Source organism: Vibrio sp. M260121 (assembly GCF_036533715.1).
In the GTDB taxonomy this organism is placed as follows: Bacteria; Pseudomonadota; Gammaproteobacteria; order Enterobacterales; family Vibrionaceae; genus Vibrio.
On record NZ_JATABF010000001.1, the window covers coordinates 151,921 to 171,791 of the forward strand.

Genomic DNA, 19,871 nt, shown 5'->3' on the forward strand with positions numbered 1-19,871 from the left:
GTTCAGACTAACTTTTTACATTATTTAGCGCAATAGATTCTAAATGTTAATGTCGATATTTTATCTGGTTTAAATATTGTTAATTAGTGATTTGGTAGGCTATCTGATCGGTAAAGTTGGGTAGGTTTTGAAATAAATGACTATATGGTCGATGTGATCTTGGTCAAATAAACTCTTTTTGGCTATTAGGGTGTATCTCTGTGTTAGATACACCCAGTAGAGAATATTTCGTTAAAACGACACATTAGAAGTGAAAGTCGTTAGAAACGGAAACGAAAGCCAATGTTGGATTGGAATTGGTTCATCCAGTCAGTTTCAAACTTGATGATACACGACGAACCGTCCGTTGGTACGACGCAAGCGCCTGAGGTGTCGTTGTCTACAACTGTGCCTAACCAACGGATTTGCGCGGTCATTGCAAAGGTTTTCGAGAATTCGTACTCAAGGCCGGCGAATGCACTACCAGAAAAACCATATTTGTCGTTTACCCAGTCTACGTCGGCGTATGACGCGCCTATGCCCAATCCAACGTAGGTTTGCCAGCCTTGAGCAAGAGGGTAGTAAATGCTGCTTTGAAATTGAAGATAGTGAATGTCTGCCGAGTTATTAATGTTTTGCAATTCTGATGACTGATTGGAATAGAAAAAACCGATGCGACCCATCTCAAAAGGGGTTTCAACTGACAAAGCATAATTGATTGAAGGGTCCAAATCGTAGGTGCGGTCGTTCTCATCCTCTACTTTACCGCCTCCTGTAAAGCCGACATAGGGCGTGACGATAACCGTCGCTTGAGCAGCCATAGAACAGCTCAATAATACACTCCCAACTAGCCAGCCAATTTTATAGTTCATTTGCTATCTCCTTATTATGACTAAGCTAATTGTGATGCCTTAGCCAAAATCTTGCGACTAAATTAGGCAATTCTTGAACATAATTCACACTGGTGTTATTAATTTGTTACAACTAAAGGAGGTGTCTATGGAACACGATCTAAAATCAGCCCTACTCATCGTCGTTACAGTATTCGCAGTTTTACTCTCTTTCGGCATCATTGCGATTACTACGGCTTAATGCATTGGCGATACGCCTATGACACGCAACAGCGGTATTATCACTGATCGCCATGCAGAGCTCGACATTGAGATGTATGAGCGCTACAGAAATGGCAAAACTGCCCTTGTCGCACAAGGAGGAGGGCAGAGAGGGATTTTTACCGCTGGAGTGTTGGATGCATTCCTTCTTTCTAATTTCGATCCATTCGATGAATTCTATGGCACATCAGCCGGAGCTCTGAATTTGTGTGCTTACCTTTGTCGTCAACACGGCATGGGCAAGGCTTTCATTACGGAGCTCACTACTTCCAACGAATTCTTTAATCTTTTCCGTTATATCCGCAAGAAGCAATATTTGGGCTTGGAATGGGCCTTAGAGCGCATTCAAGATTACCCTTATAAACTTGACCTCGATATGGGGAAAACTGCGTTAGGTGCCCGTGGCGCGTTTGCTGCGGTGACAAATGTCGATACTCTTTCTGATCAATACTTGCCGATACTCGGTGGGGACTGGGTCAATACCATGGTTGCCACTTGCGCGATCCCTAAATTGTATCTGGGGCCTGTGGATGTAAATGGGCATCCTTATGTTGATGGTGGGGTCTCTGCCTCAATTCCTGTGCAAGAAGCATGGAGAAAGAATGCGCGTAACATCATTGTGATTCGTACTGAGCCTTTTTCTGAGGCAGAAGCCAAAGTACAAGCCGGGATTGGTGAAGAGGGTGTCAAATGGTACCGCGAGTCTATTAACTCTGTGCAAGAGTCTTGGCAACACAAAGTTCACCAATGGAAAGAGAATTGGAGTAGCTTCTTACAGCAGAAAATTAATGCGGCTCATCAGTCGAAATTGTCGGGTAGAAAGCTGCTCAATGGTGGACGCTGGTTGTTTGGGGCGGATAATCTTTATCGCTTGAGCCACCTAATTGGTGAAAACTTCGATTCTGGATTGGCTGACATGTTGATGATTCACTACCAAACCTTCGAATTGACACAAGCGTTCTTAACCGCTCCGCCCGATGACACCTTTATTTTGCAATTGGCACCTAAAGAAGAGTTACAGTCATCGTCTTTGTTGAGCGATCCAGAAGCGTTAGAGCACGATTATCAACTTGGTCTGCAAACGGGTTTCAATTTGATTCAACTCTATGACAAATTGAACATAGATGGTCGAGAAACGGCTTAGATCGAAATCAAGTATCTGAATAAAGAAAAGGCTCAGTGTGGAGCCTTTATGGTTTTTTGGGAAGGTACTAAGCGGACAAAATACGCATGCAGTTGGTTGAACCTACTACGTCCATCACATCACCTTGAGTGAAGATCACCAAGTCTCCTTCATCCAGTAACCCTTGTTCTTTCAGTGTTACGATGGCTGCGTGAGCCGTAGTTAAGCCAGCGCCGCCTTTGGAATCAAAGTACACAGGTGTGACGCCGCGATACAATGCCGCTCGGTTTAGCGTTGATTCATTACGTGATAGTGCAAAAATCGGCAAACCAGAACTTAAGCGAGACATCATCAAAGCGGTTCGGCCGGATTCGGTCAGAGAAACCATAGCTTTAACGCCTTCCATATGGTTGGCTGCATACATGGTCGACATAGCTATGGTCTCTTCAGCGGTTGCGAAGGTTCGGTCCAATCGGTAAGTCGACAGGCTTGCTTCCGACATCTTTTCTGCACCTATACACACTTCAGCCATGGATTTCACGGTTTCTACTGGGTATAGGCCCGCAGCTGTTTCACCGGAAAGCATCACTGCATCCGTGCCGTCTAGGACAGCGTTTGCCACATCCATGACTTCCGCACGAGTCGGCATTGGCGCAGCCATCATTGATTCCATCATTTGGGTCGCAGTAATCACGATACGGTTTAAGCTGCGCGCACGGCGAATCAGCTTCTTCTGTACACCAATGAGCTCTGGGTCACCAATTTCGACACCCAAGTCGCCACGAGCAACCATAACAACGTCAGACGCTAAGATGATGTCATCAATGGATTCTGTGGTCGCGACGGTTTCAGCACGCTCCACTTTTGCCACGAGTTTCGCTTCAAGACCTGCGTCTCGCGCCAAACGACGAGCGTAATGCATATCTTCGCCATTGCGAGGGAATGAGATAGCGAGGTAATCGACTTTGATTTTTGCAGCGGTGAGAATATCTGCTTTGTCTTTTTCAGTAAGTGCATCCGCAGATAGGCCGCCGCCTTTTTTGTTGATGCCTTTGTTGTTGGAAAGAGGGCCACCGACCGTCACTCGGGTGTGGACTTTGTTGCCTTCAACGCTAGTCACTTGCAATTGCACGCGACCATCGTCAAGTAGCAAGATGTCATTAGGAGAGACGTCTTGTGGTAGCTCTTTGTAATCTAAGCCAACGGAGTCTTGATCGCCTTCGCCTTTTGGTAAGTCGCTGTCTAACGTAAATTTATCGCCAACATTGAGATGAATTTTGCCGTCTTTGAAGGTGGAAACGCGAATTTTTGGACCTTGTAAGTCACCAAGTATTGCCACTTGGCGACCAAGCTTCGCTGCGATAGCTCTTACTTTTTCTGCACGTTGAACGTGGTCATCGCTGGTACCGTGTGAGAAGTTCATACGAACGACGTTTGCTCCAGCTTTGATTATCTCCTCAAGGACATTGTCTTTATCGGTTGATGGGCCAAGCGTTGTGACAATTTTTGTTCTTCTTAATATGGAAGTCATAGATTCTCCGAAGAATGCAGGTGTAGGACTAGATAACTCGAATTCTATTCTCGCTAAGTATATGCACAGTATGCGCAGATTGTTCGCATTTAGGTCAAAGTGCTGAAAAAACATTAAGGCGCAGGCTTTGTTACCTAATTTGATGAATAAAATAAGTTATTTTTCAAACAATTTAACAGGAGTAGATTTCTGGTTATTTGATTGAATACACAAACAAACATGTTTATACGTGATGCTTGTCACGGGGATTTATCAATTCACTTCACAATTACTTCGCAAAGTAAAAAAATTATCCCGTTATAGAATTTCGGAGTGCAAGATGTACATGGCTCAACCGGGCCATATTGATCATATCAAACAGGTCAATGCTGGTCGTGTATACAAACTAATTGACCTGAAGGGTCCAATATCTCGAATCGATTTGTCCAAGCAAAGTGAGCTTGCGCCTGCGAGTATCACTAAGATCACTCGAGAGTTGATTGAAGCCCATCTGATTCATGAAACTACTGTTCAGGAAGCAACGAGCCGTGGCCGTCCTGCAGTGGGTTTACAGGTCAATAATGAAGGTTGGCAATTCTTGTCGATGCGCTTAGGTCGAGGGTACTTGACCATCGCACTGCACGAGCTTGGTGGTGATGTTCTTATCGATACCAAAATCGATATCCATGAACGCGACCAAGACGACGTACTTGAACGCTTACTCTACGAAATTGATGAATTCTTCCAAACCTACGCTGATCAACTCGATCGTGTCACCAGTATCGCGATTACTTTGCCTGGTCTGGTGAACTCAGAGCAGGGTATCGTATTGCAAATGCCGCACTACAATGTTGAGAACTTGGCGTTAGGCCCTGAAATCTATAAAGCAACGGGCTTACCTGTCTTTATTGCCAACGATACGCGTGCTTGGGCGCTGGCAGAGAAGCTGTTCGGTCATTCGCAAGAGAACGATAACTCGGTGCTTATCTCTATCCACCACGGTTTAGGTGCGGGGATCATCTTAGATGGTCGCGTGCTGCAAGGTCGTCACGGTAACATCGGCGAACTTGGCCATATCCAAATCGATCCAAACGGCAAGCGCTGTCATTGTGGCAACATTGGTTGTCTTGAAACGGTGGCGAGTTCGCAGGCAATCCGCGAAGAGGTGGTTACTCGTATTGCTAACGGTGAAGCTTCTATTCTTGCTGAGCACGAAGAAATGAGCATCGAGAGCATTTGTGAAGCGGCGGCGAACGGTGATCCTCTTGCGGTTGACGTGATTGAGAAACTGGGCCGTTATTTAGGCTCTGCGATTGCGATTGTAATCAACCTGTTCAACCCAGAGAAAATCTTGATTGGTGGGGTAATCAACCAAGCGAAAGATGTGCTTTATCCTGCGATTCGTCGTTGTATCGAAGAGCAAAGTCTACCTGTTTATCATCAAGACCTTGAGCTGGTGGAATCTCGCTTTTATAAGCAAGCGACGATGCCGGGTGCTGCGTTAGTGAAGCAGGCGCTATACGATGGACAACTGTTGATGAAGGTGATTGAAGGTTAATCTTTCTTGCATCAACTCAACTTAAAGAAAGGGTGAACGTTACAGTTCGCCCTTTTTTGATCTTCTCAGTGCTGAAAGCGCTAATCTGGGCGCTGTTTCATTGCTATATCTATAGCATTAATGTAATTTTCGTAAGTAATATAGAGCACTCATACAAAAGGTTTACTTTGTTGTTTCAACACGGCTTTCTGTAAAGAGTGATAGGTTGTCGTTCAAAGTTAGGTAGTGGTATGTCCGGAGTGTTAAATACGGTTGATCAGCGTACGAATCTAGTGGGTGAAAACCGACTGGAGCTTTTGCTTTTCACGCTGAATAGTCGCCAATTGTTTGCGATTAATGTTTTTAAAGTGAAAGAGGTGATCAAGCTGCCTCCACTGACAAAACTCCCGGGCTCTCATTACAACATCCGTGGTGTAGCCTCTTTGCGCGGCGAAGCCGTGCCAGTGATTGATCTGCGTTGCTCGATTGGCTTCCCACCATTGCGTGGTGAAGCAGAAGAAGAAAATTTGATCATCACCGAATACAACCGCTCTATTCAGGGTTTCCTTGTCGGGCCTGTGCGCAACATCATCAATACTGCTTGGACAGAAATTCAACCGCCGCCATCGACATCTGGTCGCTCTAACTACCTAACAGCAATCACGCAAGTGAAGGATGGTGAGTCATCACAAATCGTTGAAATCATTGATGTAGAAAAAGTGTTGGCGGAAATCGTCCATTACGACGTCACCATTTCTGATGGCATTTTAGATCAAGAGCTAGCTCAAGCCATGATTGGTCGTAATGTTCTGATTGTTGATGATTCTTCAACGGCCCGTAATCAGGTGAAAGATACCTTGTCTCAGCTTGGTTTGAACATCATTGAATGCCGCGATGGCCTAGAAGCATTAACGGTCCTTAAACGTTGGTGTGATGAAGGTAAAGACGTCGAGAAAGAGCTGCTGATGATGATCACGGATGCAGAGATGCCAGAAATGGACGGTTACAGACTGACGCATGAAGTGCGTTCTGATCCTCGCATGTCGAAACTGTTTATTACGCTGAACACGTCGTTAAGTGGAAGCTTTAATGAAGCTATGGTGCAAAAGGTTGGATGTGATCGTTTTATCTCTAAATTCCAGCCCGATCTCTTGGTTCAAGTAGCCCAAGAGCGGCTGCGCCAAATCGTATAAAGATGGCTGAAAATTAATTCAGCAGAATCAAAAAGGGAGGCTTGACCTCCCTTTACTTTTTCCGGTGTACGCTTTTTCCCACCATCAAAACGCGATGGCTTAATGGAAATCACGAGATTTACTTTTCAGCTCAGCAAGGTTGTGTGTGCAATCGATGAGCTTTCCTGCAATTACGTGTGTCACTTCTCCTTCTCTTTCTAAAATCCCTTTGACCATCAAGACTTTCGAAGTGAGATAAGCTTGCTTTTGAGCGCGCGCGGTTGCTCGCCAGACCACCACATTAATGTTGCCCGTATCGTCTTCTAAGGTGAAAAAAGTCACACCTGCTGCCGTGCCTGGAGATTGCCTACCTGTCACCACTCCGACGACCGTCACTAAAGACTTGTGCTCCTTTTCTACCAACTGCTTCATCCGAGTAAAGCGTGGTAACTTACCTGCTTCTTCCAGCAGAGTAATCGGGTGTCGGCTCAGTGATAATCCGGTGCTGGCGTAATCTTCAATCAAATTCTCGTATTCAGAAGGTTGAGCTTGGTAATTCGCCATTGGTTCTTCCATGTGGTTGAACAAGGGTAAGTCGGATAGTGAGTCCATTGCTGCCCAGCGCGCGTTATAACGATTGCCAGAAAGGATTTGAAACGCGTTGGCAGAAGCAAGTAATTCAATATCGCGTCGGTTTCTTAAGATCTGTTTCACCTCTTGAATAGAGCGATAGCCAGTGCTTGTCCGTCGCTCCACCAACCGAGAAGCGTTCTCTTGATTAAAACCTTTCACTAAGCGAAAACCCAGTTGAACACCAAAGCGACCATTCGGCCGTTTAACCAAATGGTGCTGATACGAAGAGTGATTGATGCAAACAGGCAGCACTTCGACACCGTGTCGGCGCGCATCTTGAACCAGTTGCGAAGGGCTATAAAACCCCATCGGTTGGCTATTAAGTAGGGCTGTATAGAACTCAGCAGGGTAATAGAACTTTAACCATGCAGAGCAGTAAGCCAGCACCGCAAAAGAGGCTGAGTGACTTTCTGGGAAGCCATACTCACCAAAGCCACAGATTTGGTCGAAGATTCGTTCGGCAAATTCCAAGTCATAACCGCGCTCACGCATCCCGTCGATTAACTTCGGTTTGAACTTGGCAAGATCGCCGTTCTTTTTCCATGCTGCCATTGCTCGACGAAGTTGGTCGGCTTCTCCGCCACTGAACCCTGCAGCAACCATCGCGAGTTTGATCACTTGTTCTTGGAAAATCGGCACACCCATAGTGCGCTCTAGTACGCTTTTTACTTCTTCCGATGGATAGCTGATTGGCTCTTCACCATTTCGCCGTTTTAGAAACGGATGCACCATATCTCCTTGAATTGGTCCCGGGCGAACAATGGCAATCTGAACCACTAAGTCATAGTAACGTGCAGGCTTTAAGCGTGGCAGCATGCTCATTTGTGCGCGAGACTCAATTTGAAACACGCCAACGGTGTCGGCTTTTTGGATCATACGATATACGTGTGGATCGTCTTGCAGGCGCGTGATCTCGGCAATTGACAGGGATCGCTGGTGGTGCTTCTCGACCAATTGAAAGCATTTACGGATCGCGTTCAACATGCCGAGTGCAAGTACATCGACTTTCAATAGCTTTAAGCTTTCTAAATCATCTTTATCCCATTGAATAATAGTACGATCTTCCATTGAGGCATTCTCGACAGGCACCAGTTCATACAAAGGGCCAGATGAAATCACAAAGCCGCCCACGTGCTGAGATAAATGGCGTGGAAAGCCGATGATCTCGTTCACCAACTGGATAAACTGCTGGCCTTTTAACGATTCTGGTTGCAACCCTAATTCGATGATTTGCGCTTGCCAACCTTGGGTGCGATCACGTCGATTCACGTTTTTGATGAAGAAGTCTAACTGAGTTTCTTCAATCCCCAACGCTTTGCCCACTTCACGTACGGCACTTTTAAAGCGATAGCTGATCACGGTCGCTGCTAAAGCGGCACGCTCGCGCCCGTACTTCTTGTAGATATATTGAATGACTTCTTCACGACGCTCGTGTTCAAAGTCGACGTCAATGTCTGGCGGCTCTTCTCGCTCTCGGCTAATAAAGCGTTCGAACAGAACCGAGATTTGTCTAGGATCGACGGCGGTGATTTCTAAGCAGTAACACACCACCGAGTTTGCCGCAGAGCCTCGCCCTTGGTAGAGAATGCCTCGCTGTTTAGCAAACATCACGATGTCGTGGATGGTGAGAAAGTAATAGTGATATTCCAGCTCTTCAATGAGCGCTAACTCATTCTCGATGGTTTGATGAATATCTGCGGGAACACCTTCAGGGAAGCGCAACTTTTTACCACGCTCGACCAACATACGCAGGTAAGAAGTAGGGGTGTAACCGTCTGGAATCAGTTCTGTTGGGTATTCGTATTTCAGATCTGAGAGGTTGAATTCGCACAAGTCCGCAATATGGGTGCTTTCAACTAACCATTCGGATTTGTAAATTCGAGAGAGTTTGTTCAATGGACGCAGCGCTCGCTCGGCATTGGATAAACGGCCAAAGCCCAACTTGTCGACGCTACAACCATGCTTAACTGCTGTCAGGACATGTTGCAATGGTAAACGCTCAACAGCATGCATCAAGACGCCACCACAAGCGGTAATCGGCAATTGAAACTCGTTTGCCAGTAACTCACAGTGTGTGGTGTAGGCATCATCATCGCCACCTAAATGACGCTGAATTGCGACCCACAAGCGATGAGCGTGATGCTGCTGGAGCCAACGTCCCCAATAATGGTCACTCTCCTTATGAGTCGGAAGCCATAGCACGAAGCAGTGACGAATTGACATTAAGTCCCATTCAGATAACTGATAGCTGCCTTTCTCGCTGCGGCGTCTCGCATTGGTGATTATCCGGCACAGCTCTGCGTAAGCTTTACGGCAAGGGCAAAGCAGCACCACTTGGCATTCATCATTGAGCCAAAACATGCTGCCGACGATTTGTTTGATGTCGAGTTTATGCTGCTCGATGGTGGCATGGGCTTTCACTACGCCCGCAACCGAGCACTCATCGGTGATCGCAATGGCTTGATAGCGATAAAACGCCGCCTGCAACACTAACTCTTCTGCATGAGAAGCGCCAGTGAGAAAGGAGAAGTTGGACTGACAAAACAGTTCTGCGTAACTCATAACGACCTAACAAAAATAACCGTCGATTTAACAAAAATAGCCATGGAGAAACCAGTGCTTGTGTTGATCGCGAAACACCCATAACCAGCGACCTTGCTTGGTGTGTGCAATGTAGTAATCACGCATGATCTCATCGCCATCCCACCATCCCGAGACAATCCGCTCTGGTCCATGAACTAGAGAGACTTGCTCTTGTAGCACGATAGGTTCGGGTAATTGCATCGCGGGTCGCAGAAGAGCAGGGATGGTGTTAATTGGTACATCCGGCTCATCGGCTGGGCGATATTGGTTGGCTTTCTCTGGCCTTGGGTCGCAGGCAATGTTGGGTTTGAGTACCGCGCTTTTACCCAATTTAGCTTGCAGTAAAGAGAGCAGTTCTAACGCGTTCATTTGTCCTTTTTGCCCAGCAAAGAAGTCGCGTGCAGAGCTTAAAGGTTCACCTTGGCGTTCCACTTGTAACGTCAGACCAATAACAGGACCGTTTAACGTGACTGATTCCAGACTCAAACTTGCGAGCTGTTGCCAACGTTGGCACAAGTAATCGCCTTGCGCGGATGTGAGCAGAAGGTGCTGTGCTTGCTTGTCTCGCTGGTGGAGGGTTAAACAGAGTTCAAACGCGACTTTATCACGCAGCTTGAGAAAGGTTTCGAGCTGACGAAGTAATTTAGCCAGTGGTTTCTCCACCCATTGAACGTTTTCAATCTCAAACAACAGTTCTAAATAGACTTGGAAGGATTCGGTTGGATGATAAAAGTCGACAGGATGCTTAAACTGCCCAGTCAGTCGACCAACGTAGTTCACCAAATCAATGTCGAATCGGCGTGCGATATCTTGCAATGGCAACTCAAGCAAGCCTTGCAAAGTGGTGACACCGACACGTTGTAGCTTCTCTACGGTAGCGCTTGATAAATCCGTCAGTGTTAGCGGCAGTGGCGATAAGGCTTGTTGTATGGCAGATTTGTCTTCGTTGATGACATTCGTCCCTGCTAGTGCCATCAATTTGGCAGAAAAAGGCGAAAAGCCACACCCGAATTGAAAACTCAGTTTCAGCTCTGATAAATGAGCACTGACTTTAGTCCAATAGTTTTGTAGTCCTTCATACAGATTAAGCATCGGGGTTGCGCGTAGCAGAATACCTTGGTTTGGCATCAATACGACATCAGAAGTAATCAGATAAAGCCATTGAGCAATTTCTTGTAACTTGCTCAATTCGGTTTGCGGATGATAAGGATGCACTTGCAAATCTCGGCACAAAGAAGCCGCACTACCCAAGCCCATATTTGGTTTAATGCCTTGTTGCTCGGCAATCTCGTTGTATTGAATGATCCGACAACGTTGGCTTTCTACAATCACCACGGGTTGCTCTTGGTTATCGCCAAAGAGTGCGTCTAGCTGCAGGCGAGGGAAGTGCAAATAAATCCACAAAGCCATACCACTAACCTTGATTCGCCAATGGGAAATTGACCACAGTTGATGGAATGTGAGCCGTGGTTGGCATCACCAATTGTGGGTAGTGGTGTTGGAAATTGATGTCGACACTACCTTTGCTCCAACCGCCTTTTCGTTTGAGAACTTCCACGCTAACGCCTTGTCCATGACCTTGCAATTTCAGACTCAACGAAACAGGTAAAGACAAGCGGTTTGTCATATTAGGTTTGAGCATAAACAGAGGGCAAGATCCTTGCTCGCTCGCCACTTGCAGACGTTTTACTTGGTGGATCTCTAGTTCATCTTGCCATAGCAAAACGTTGGTACAAACACCGCTCTTGAGGCACTGCTCCGCTGCCCATAATGTATCGCGCTGATGTTCAGGCGTGACCACCCACACCTGGTTGATGTCTAGCCCAATGCCGTGTAGGAACAATGAATTCATCAATGCTGGTGGCTGAATGAATGCCGTGACTCCTCTCGAAAGGGATGCTTTTAAGTAAGGCGCAAGCAAACGCAGCTCGCCAATGCTGCCTATGGATTCCATTTCCACCACACCGTGAGGAGGAAAGCCGCCACCAAGCAGAGCATCTAGCTCCGGAAAACCAGAACTATTAAGGAACTGATGATCGTCAGCTTTGGTTAGATTTGCTTGCCAAACAAGATGCTGGCTTTTTAAGTGTTGGATGATGTCTTGCATAAATAAAATACCTGTATATGTATACAGTATATTTCTGTGATGGAAAGTCGCAAGATTTTTATAGGCAGAAATACGAAAAAAGGCAGCATTTGCTGCCTTTTTAATCAATTATGTGAGGTAACCTAAGTGGGTTATTTACGCTTTGGTTGAGCGTCGATGCACTGACCGTTTACATCAGTGACTGCTGGGTCCATCAAGTGAAGGTAAAGCGGCATGATGTCCAGCGGTGTTTTTAACGTGTTTGCATCTTCACCTGGGTAGGCTTTTTCACGCATACGAGTACGAGTTGCACCAGGGTTAATTGCATTCACACGTATTGGTGTATCACTCAACTCATCAGCCAAGACTTGCATCATACCTTCTACAGCAAACTTAGAAATAGCGTATGGACCCCAGAAAGCACGACCAGAGTGACCAACGGTTGAAGAGGTAAAGACAATACGACCCGCTTCTGATTTACGCATGATCGGTAGTAGCGCCTGAGTCATCAGTACTTCCGCTTTCACGTTGATCTGCATGATGTCGTCGAAGTCTTCTTCGTTGATTTGCTCAAACGGACATAGCGTGCTGAGAACGCCGGCGTTGTGCAATAGGCCATCCAAGCGACCAAATTGACCTTCGATGGTTTCTGCCATATCGATGTAGTGCTGCTTTGTTGCACCTTTCAGGTCAAGTGGGATGATCGCTGGCTGAGGGTAGCCCGCAGATTCGATTTCATCGTAAATGGATTCAAGGTTCTGAACGTTTCGCCCAAGTAGAATCACAGTCGCACCATGCTGAGCGTAAGAAAGTGCAGCTTGGCGACCGATACCATTACCTGCACCAGTGACAAGAATGACTTTACCTTTTAGGGCATCTGCTGAAACGGAGTAGTTCACGGTAGTAAATCCTTATTATTGTATCTAGTTCCGACGTACAGGCTTCATGTTCGTTTGTGTAGAAATGCGCCTGTTTCTCAATGGAAAATCTTGGTAATCGTGACAATTTGGTTACAATACACCAATTCATGTGTTATACCAATTCCGGAACGGTTGTCCGGTATGTTATTTGAACACTATCAATCAGAACAAAAGGTTACCGATTTTCTCGCCTTCTCTCTGATTTTTCTACGTAACATATTGATGACCATTACTGGTATGAGATAGAGGAACTCTCATTGGAATTTTTATTAGATTACGGTCTGTTTTTAGCCAAGATTGTCACCGTTGTAGCGGCAGTCGTTGTGCTGCTGATTATTGCAAAATCAGCGGGTGGTAAGTCGGGTGCGGCAAAAGGTGAATTAGAAGTCACTAACCTTTCTGAGCGCCATAAAGACGCGGTAGAGCAGCTAGAACAACACTTACACGATGACGCTTTCATCAAAGCGCGTGATAAAGCGGTTAAGAAAGAAGAAAAAGAAAAGAACAAATCTCGCGAGAAGGAAATCAAACAAGCGAGCAAAGAAGGCTCTCTTGATAGCAAACGCGAACCACACCTGTTCGTTCTGGACTTTAACGGCAGTATCGATGCTAAAGAAGTAGCATCACTACGTGAAGAGGTGACAGCAGTATTAGCCGTTGCTCGCGAAGGCGATGAAGTTCTGCTTCGCCTAGAGTCTGGTGGTGGCATGGTTCATGGCTATGGCTTGGCATCTTCTCAACTTGACCGAATCAAAGCTGCGGGTCTGCCTCTGACGATTTCTGTCGACAAAGTTGCAGCAAGTGGCGGTTATATGATGGCGTGTGTGGCAGACAAGATTGTCTCTGCGCCGTTTGCGATTGTGGGTTCTATCGGCGTTATCGCACAGATCCCTAACTTCAACAAACTGTTGAAAAAGCATGATATCGAATACGAGCAGCTAACGGCAGGTGAGTACAAACGCACACTGACCATGTTTGGTGAGAACACCGACAAAGCGCGTGATAAATTCAAGCAAGAGCTTGAAGAAACGCACGTACTGTTCAAAGACTTCATCCGTGAGCGTCGCCCAGAGCTAGAGCTTGAAAAAGTAGCAACCGGTGAGCACTGGTTTGGCACGCAAGCAAAAGAGCTAGGACTGGTGGATGAAATCAGCACTTCTGACGATCTTGTTGTCGCGGCATGCAAAGAGAAAACCGTACTAGCAGTACATTATGTGCAGAAGAAAAAACTGGCAGACAAGCTTGCTGGTGTGGCAGGTAAAGTGGCAGATAGCGTAGTACTTAAACTTGCAGAACGTGGTCAAAAGCCAATTGTTTAATCGATAAGATACGATTCAAACTTAAAGCGGCGAGGGTGGAAACTCTCGCCGTTTTTATTGGAGCTTTCCTCAATAGTGTGAATCCAACTGCGCATTGGGTGTAATGCTTTACACGACATTTTTCCTCGCTCCAGAGGACGATTACCCGTATAATACGCGCCTCGAAAACCGAGCAAATTGCTGAAAAAGAAATTATAGGTGGAGAAGAACATGTCCTCTCAAACTCCGGTTGTTACCGTAGATGGACCTAGTGGTGCAGGTAAAGGCACTTTATGTATGTTGCTAGCGAAGAAGTTGGGCTTCCACCTTCTGGATTCTGGCGCAATTTATCGTGTACTTGCACTTGCAGCGATTCACCACGGTGTAGACACAGAGTCAGAAGACGCGCTTGTCCCACTTGCTACTCACCTAGACGTTCAGTTTATTGCTGAAGGTGACCTAGTAAAAGTGATTCTAGAAGGCGAAGACGTTTCTGGTGAACTTCGTAAAGAAGAAACCGGTATGGCTGCGTCTAAAGTGGCAGCACTGCCACGCGTTCGTGAAGCATTATTGCGTCGTCAGCGTGCATTTGAGACCGCTCCGGGTCTGGTTGCTGATGGTCGTGACATGGGTACGGTTGTATTCACAGGTGCACAAGCGAAAATTTTCCTTGATGCGAGCGCAGAAGAGCGTGCAAATCGACGCCTTAAACAGTTGCAAGATAAAGGGTTAGATGTTAGATTTGCTGACCTTTTGAGCGAGATCCAAGAGCGTGACGATCGCGATCGTAACCGCCCAGTGGCGCCACTACGCCCTGCAGAGGATGCGCTTGTGCTAGATTCTACGTCGATGACTATCGACGAAGTGGTAGAAAAGGCACTACAATATATCGAATCGAAGCTAGCTGAGTAATTACGCTCGGCTAGGCTAAGAGCGTTGGTCGCAAGGATGATGACTGGCGAATTTAATAACCCCATGCGGTAGGATACCCGTGGACGTTTAATTTATTGAAGATTAAATAAATGACTGAATCTTTTGCTCAACTCTTTGAAGAGTTTCTAAACGAAACAGAATTCCAACAAGGCAGCATCGTTAAAGGTACTGTAGTAGCTATCGAGAACGGTTTCGTTCTTGTTGACGCTGGTCTTAAGTCTGAATCTGCTATCCCTGCTGAACAGTTCAAGAACGCTGCTGGCGAACTTGAAGTTGAAGTTGGCGCTGAAGTAGACGTAGCTCTAGACGCTGTTGAAGATGGTTTCGGTGAAACTCAACTTTCTCGTGAGAAAGCTAAGCGTCACGAAGCTTGGATCGTTCTTGAGAAAGCTTACGAAGAAGCTGAAACTGTTGTTGGTATCATCAACGGTAAAGTTAAAGGCGGTTTCACTGTTGAACTAAACGGTATCCGTGCTTTCCTTCCTGGCTCTCTAGTAGACGTACGTCCAATCCGCGACACTGCTCACCTAGAAAACAAAGAGCTAGAGTTCAAAGTTATCAAACTTGACCAAAAACGTAACAACGTAGTTGTTTCACGTCGTGCAGTTATCGAATCTGAGAACAGCGTTGAGCGTGACGAGCTTCTAGAAACTCTACAAGAAGGTTCTGAAGTTAAAGGTATCGTTAAGAACCTTACTGACTACGGTGCGTTCGTTGACCTAGGTGGCGTTGACGGTCTTCTACATATCACAGATATGGCTTGGAAGCGCGTTAAGCACCCATCTGAAATCGTTAACGTTGGTGACGAGATCCAAGTTAAAGTTCTTAAGTTCGACCGTGAGCGTACTCGCGTATCACTAGGTCTTAAGCAACTAGGCGAAGATCCATGGGTAGCAATCGCTAAGCGTTACCCAGAAGGTCACAAACTAACTGGTCGCGTAACTAACCTAACTGACTACGGCTGCTTCGTTGAAATCGAAGAAGGCGTTGAAGGTCTAGTACACGTTTCAGAAATGGATTGGACTAACAAGAACATCCACCCATCTAAAGTTGTTAATGTTGGCGACGAAGTTGAGGTTATGGTTCTTGAGATCGACGAAGAACGTCGTCGTATCTCTCTAGGTCTGAAACAGTGTAAAGCTAACCCATGGCAGTCATTCGCTGAAGCACAAGCTAAAGGCGACAAAGTTACTGGTAAGATCAAGTCTATCACTGACTTCGGTATCTTCATCGGTCTAGAAGGCGGCATCGACGGTCTAGTTCACCTATCTGACATTTCTTGGAATGTTGCTGGCGAAGAAGCTGTACGTGAGTACAAGAAAGGCGACGAGATCTCTGCAGTTGTTCTAGCAGTAGACGCTGAGCGTGAGCGCATCTCTCTAGGCGTTAAGCAAATGGAAAACGACCCATTCAATGCTTACGTTGCTGATAACAAGAAAGGTGTTCTAGTTAACGCTACTGTAACTGCTGTTGACGCTAAAGGCGCTACAGTTGAAATCGCAGAAGGCGTTGAAGGCTACATCCGTGCTTCTGAAGTATCTCGCGATCGCGTAGAAGATGCTTCTCTAATCCTAAGCGCTGGTGATGTTGTTGAAGCGAAGTTCACAGGTGTTGACCGTAAGAACCGCGTAATCAACCTATCTATCAAAGCTAAAGATGAAGCTGATGAGCAAGAAGCAATGGCATCTATCAACAAGCAAGACGAAGCTGCTTTTGGTAATGCAATGGCTGACGCTTTCAAAGCTGCTAAAGGCGAATAATTTACTCGCTTAAGCTAAAAAGGAGCCGCAAGGCTCCTTTTTTATGCTTGCTACTTTCCGAGTAGTAATACTAATGTTGATAAACTATGCTAAAAAAAGGCATTTTTTGATTGCGCATTTTGTGTAAAATTTGTCTAGAATTGATAGCAAGTGTTTGTTGGAATTAGTATTACTTACTATAATGAGTGATAAAGATACTCAAAGAGGGCAACTATGACTAAGTCTGAACTGATTGAAAGACTCTGCGCTGAGCAAACACATTTATCAGCGAAAGAGGTAGAAGATGCTGTAAAAGATATTTTGGAGCACATGGCCTCTACATTAGAGAGCGGTGACCGTATTGAGATCCGTGGCTTCGGTAGTTTTTCTCTTCATTACCGCGAACCTCGTGTAGGTCGCAACCCTAAAACGGGTGATAAGGTGGAGCTGGAAGGTAAATACGTTCCTCACTTCAAACCTGGTAAAGAGCTTCGTGAACGCGTAAATCTCGGTAGCTAAGGCTCTCTTATTAGTTTGAAAAAGCGGCATACTCTCGTGTATGCCGCTTTTTTATAACTAGATTATTGGTAATATACATGGTCTGAAGAAACATTTTACTGCATAATCTTACCTACTTACTCCTCGAAGGGTGATGTAACATGAAAATTATAAAAATCATTGCTGTTTTAGCTCTCTTTTTAATTGCACTGGCTTTAGGCTCTCAAAACCAAGAGATCGTGACGTTCAATTACCTTCTAGCGAAAGGTGAATTCCACCTATCAACGCTACTGGGTGTGGTCTTTGTCGTTGGCTTTGGTCTGGCATGGGTTATCTTTGCTAGCATCCAATTCAAGACACAGCTTCAAGTTCGCCGTCTGAAAAAGAAACTTAAAAAGTATGAGCCCGCTGAAGCAGAGAAACCTGCAAAACCAGCAGTAGAAAAACAGGCATAAGGATAAGGCTTAACTTTAATGCTTGAACTACTCTTCTTGTTATTGCCGATAGCCGCCGCCTATGGCTGGTACATGGGCCATCGCAGCGCTCAGCAAGACAAGCAGAAGCAATCTCATCAAATATCCCGTCAGTATGTGACGGGTCTTAACCTGCTCCTATCTGATCAGTCAGATAAGGCGGTTGACCACTTTATTGAATTGCTCCAAGTCGATAACGAAACGATAGATACACACCTAGCGTTGGGTAATCTTTTCCGTTCTCGTGGCGAAGTCGACCGCGCAATTCGCATTCACCAAAATCTCATTTCTCGTTCTGGCCTGACTCTGGACCAGAAAAACCTTGCTCTTCAACAGCTGGCGAAAGACTACATGGCGTCTGGTTTTTTAGACCGCGCAGAGAAAATCTTTGAGCAGCTAGTTGAGGAGCCAGACCATCGTGAAAGCGCGCTTCAACAACTGGTTACTATCTATCAACAGACGCGTGAGTGGGAAAAAGCCATTCATTACGCCAACCAGTTGGCGAAGATGGGCAAGAAGCGTACTCGTATTCGTGCCAACATCGCACACTTCTGGTGTGAACTAGCGATGCTTGATCAAGCAGATGGCAACACCAGCAAAGCAATTCAACACTTCAAGAAAGCACTGTCAGAAGACCCGAAATGTGTGCGTGCAAGCATTGCGCTGGGCCGTGTTTATTTGGAGTCAGAAGATTACAAGCACACCATTAAATACCTCACGGGTGTACTTGAACAAGATAAAGACTTTATCAGTGATGTACTGCCGACCATTGCCGAGTGTTATCACCACCTTGGTCAAGAAGATGAGCTGGTAGAGTTCTTGCGTGCGTGTATCGATAAGAAAGCCGGTGTATCGTCTGAACTGATGCTAGCACAGCTTGTGGCACATCATGAGAGCGTTGGTGCAGCGCAAGAGCTGTTGACCAAGCAACTATTGAAAAACCCAACCATGAAGGGCTTCTACCGCCTGATCGACTACCATATCGCGGAAGCAGAAGATGGTCGTGCGAAAGACAGTCTTTCTACACTGCAAGCGATGGTTGGAGAACAGTTAAAAGTAAAACCACATTACCGATGCAGGAAGTGTGGTTTCTCCACGCATTCCCTTTACTGGCATTGTCCATCATGTAAAGGATGGGGGACGATCAAGCCAATCCGAGGATTGGACGGTGAATAATTTTTAATGCAGCTGGCAGAGTTTCTGTCCGCTGCATTTTTTTAACCTTTTTAATAAGAACCAAAACTAGTTAGGAGATGAAATGATCGACCAAAAAGTTATTGTCGCACTGGATTATGATAACCAAGCGGATGCACTTGCATTTGTAGATAGAATTGATCCTGCGTCATGTCGCCTAAAAGTGGGCAAGGAAATGTTTACGCTATTTGGTCCTGATTTCGTACGTGAGCTTCATAAACGTGGTTTCTCTGTATTCCTAGACCTGAAGTTTCACGATATCCCGAATACGTGTTCAAAAGCAGTTCGCGCTGCGGCTGAGCTAGGTGTATGGATGGTGAACGTTCACGCGAGTGGTGGTGAACGTATGATGACGGCATCTCGTGAGATTCTTGAACCTTACGATAAAGACCGTCCACTGCTGATCGGCGTGACTGTGCTTACAAGCATGGAGCAAAGTGATTTGGCAGGTATTGGCTTGGACGTTGCGCCTCAAGAGCAAGTGATTCGTCTAGCTACGCTGACAAAGAATTCAGGTCTTGATGGCGTAGTCTGTTCTGCTCAAGAGTCATCACTTCTGAAGAATGAACTTGGCAAAGAGTTTAAGCTAGTAACTCCGGGTATTCGCCCTGCGGGTTCAGAGCAAGGCGATCAACGCCGCATCATGACACCAGTCGATGCAATCCAAGCGGGGTCAGACTATCTGGTTATTGGCCGTCCTATTACTCAGGCGGCGGATCCTGCATCGGTTCTTAAGTCAATCAACGACAGCTTAGCAAACATGTAATGTTGCTTTGAATTGAGCGCAAAGGTGAAGTGGGAACGCTTCACCTTTTTTGTTTTTGCAGCACGTAAAAATCTCTAGGAGTGATGTTATTCATATCGTGCCAGATGAACGCTGTGGCTGATGGTACTGCTAGGATCACATTTTACTAACATAAATTGCTGTGATACCCGGAAAGTGCAACCATGTGTTATGGGTAGCTTGCGTTACAAATGTGTAACGAATAGTATGGGGTTGATGCATTCACTGCGTTGTAAGGTCAGGATGACCTAGTGAAACTCTCTGATATTAATACGGAAGTGGATAGGACTTCACTTT

The 19,871-nt window shown here is 45.9% G+C and carries 17 protein-coding genes; 11 read left to right on the forward strand and 6 right to left on the reverse strand.

The features are described 5' to 3' along the window. Window positions 1–260 precede the first annotated feature (260 nt). Window positions 261–851 carry an outer membrane beta-barrel protein gene (locus QTO06_RS00735; protein WP_331406523.1) on the reverse strand — a complete coding sequence of 197 codons (591 nt, stop codon included), beginning with the start codon at window positions 849–851 and terminating at the stop codon, window positions 261–263. Between the two features lie 127 nt (window positions 852–978). On the opposite strand from QTO06_RS00735, the gene cydH reads away from it, so the two are divergent. Both cydH and QTO06_RS00745 read left to right on the forward strand, forming a co-directional pair. Continuing rightward, window positions 979–1,071 (forward strand): cytochrome bd-I oxidase subunit CydH, encoded by a 93-nt coding sequence (gene cydH, locus QTO06_RS00740; protein ID WP_005444835.1) that lies wholly within the window; start codon window positions 979–981, stop codon window positions 1,069–1,071. A gap of 18 nt (window positions 1,072–1,089) precedes the next feature. Beyond that, entirely contained in the window at window positions 1,090–2,235 is a 1,146-nt protein-coding gene (locus tag QTO06_RS00745; protein WP_331406524.1) for a patatin-like phospholipase family protein, read from the forward strand. A gap of 67 nt (window positions 2,236–2,302) precedes the next feature. On the opposite strand, the gene pyk is transcribed toward QTO06_RS00745, so the two are convergent. After that, window positions 2,303–3,745 carry a pyruvate kinase gene (gene pyk / locus QTO06_RS00750; RefSeq protein ID WP_020196406.1) on the reverse strand — a complete coding sequence of 481 codons (1,443 nt, stop codon included), beginning with the start codon at window positions 3,743–3,745 and terminating at the stop codon, window positions 2,303–2,305. A 319-nt stretch (window positions 3,746–4,064) separates the two neighbouring features. Between pyk and mlc the strand changes: the two genes are divergently transcribed. After that, entirely contained in the window at window positions 4,065–5,282 is a 1,218-nt protein-coding gene (gene mlc, locus QTO06_RS00755) for a sugar metabolism global transcriptional regulator Mlc (protein WP_009707015.1), read from the forward strand. Window positions 5,283–5,512: 230 nt separating this feature from the next. After that, window positions 5,513–6,454: a chemotaxis protein CheV gene (locus QTO06_RS00760; protein ID WP_331406525.1), complete on the forward strand. Its 942-nt coding sequence runs from the start codon at window positions 5,513–5,515 to the stop codon at window positions 6,452–6,454. Window positions 6,455–6,553: 99 nt separating this feature from the next. Here the strand turns inward: QTO06_RS00760 and QTO06_RS00765 are convergent, their stop codons facing one another. The 4 genes from QTO06_RS00765 to QTO06_RS00780 all read right to left on the reverse strand — a co-directional run bounded on the left by QTO06_RS00765 (window position 6,554) and on the right by QTO06_RS00780 (window position 12,634). Then, the gene (locus QTO06_RS00765) at window positions 6,554–9,628 is read right to left on the reverse strand and encodes an error-prone DNA polymerase (RefSeq protein ID WP_331406527.1); all 3,075 of its coding nucleotides are present in this window, start codon (window positions 9,626–9,628) and stop codon (window positions 6,554–6,556) included. Window positions 9,629–9,655: 27 nt separating this feature from the next. Continuing rightward, a complete protein-coding gene (locus QTO06_RS00770; protein WP_331406529.1) occupies window positions 9,656–11,059 on the reverse strand; it encodes a Y-family DNA polymerase in 1,404 nt (467 codons plus the stop codon). 4 nt (window positions 11,060–11,063) lie between these two features. Then, window positions 11,064–11,756 (reverse strand): translesion DNA synthesis-associated protein ImuA, encoded by a 693-nt coding sequence (gene imuA, locus QTO06_RS00775; protein ID WP_272759716.1) that lies wholly within the window; start codon window positions 11,754–11,756, stop codon window positions 11,064–11,066. A gap of 131 nt (window positions 11,757–11,887) precedes the next feature. After that, complete coding sequence (locus tag QTO06_RS00780; protein WP_005444850.1) at window positions 11,888–12,634, reverse strand: YciK family oxidoreductase; 747 nt, start codon at window positions 12,632–12,634, stop codon at window positions 11,888–11,890. Between the two features lie 278 nt (window positions 12,635–12,912). Between QTO06_RS00780 and sohB the strand changes: the two genes are divergently transcribed. The 7 genes from sohB to pyrF all read left to right on the forward strand — a co-directional run bounded on the left by sohB (window position 12,913) and on the right by pyrF (window position 19,556). Next, window positions 12,913–13,974, forward strand: a complete 1,062-nt coding sequence (gene sohB, locus QTO06_RS00785; protein WP_331406531.1) for a protease SohB — start codon at window positions 12,913–12,915, stop codon at window positions 13,972–13,974. Window positions 13,975–14,184: 210 nt separating this feature from the next. Then, the gene (gene cmk, locus QTO06_RS00790; protein WP_005533590.1) at window positions 14,185–14,865 is read left to right on the forward strand and encodes a (d)CMP kinase; all 681 of its coding nucleotides are present in this window, start codon (window positions 14,185–14,187) and stop codon (window positions 14,863–14,865) included. A 110-nt stretch (window positions 14,866–14,975) separates the two neighbouring features. Continuing rightward, complete coding sequence (gene rpsA, locus QTO06_RS00795; RefSeq protein WP_005533588.1) at window positions 14,976–16,646, forward strand: 30S ribosomal protein S1; 1,671 nt, start codon at window positions 14,976–14,978, stop codon at window positions 16,644–16,646. A gap of 213 nt (window positions 16,647–16,859) precedes the next feature. Then, on the forward strand, window positions 16,860–17,144 hold the full coding sequence (gene ihfB / locus QTO06_RS00800) for an integration host factor subunit beta (RefSeq protein ID WP_005431133.1): 285 nt from the start codon (window positions 16,860–16,862) through the stop codon (window positions 17,142–17,144). A 140-nt stretch (window positions 17,145–17,284) separates the two neighbouring features. Then, on the forward strand, window positions 17,285–17,578 hold the full coding sequence (locus QTO06_RS00805) for a lipopolysaccharide assembly protein LapA domain-containing protein (protein ID WP_005431104.1): 294 nt from the start codon (window positions 17,285–17,287) through the stop codon (window positions 17,576–17,578). Between the two features lie 18 nt (window positions 17,579–17,596). Next, window positions 17,597–18,772, forward strand: coding sequence for a lipopolysaccharide assembly protein LapB (gene lapB, locus QTO06_RS00810; protein WP_005431114.1), 1,176 nt, complete (start codon window positions 17,597–17,599; stop codon window positions 18,770–18,772). Window positions 18,773–18,854: 82 nt separating this feature from the next. Further along, on the forward strand, window positions 18,855–19,556 hold the full coding sequence (gene pyrF, locus QTO06_RS00815; RefSeq protein WP_331406532.1) for an orotidine-5'-phosphate decarboxylase: 702 nt from the start codon (window positions 18,855–18,857) through the stop codon (window positions 19,554–19,556). Window positions 19,557–19,871 lie beyond the last annotated feature (315 nt).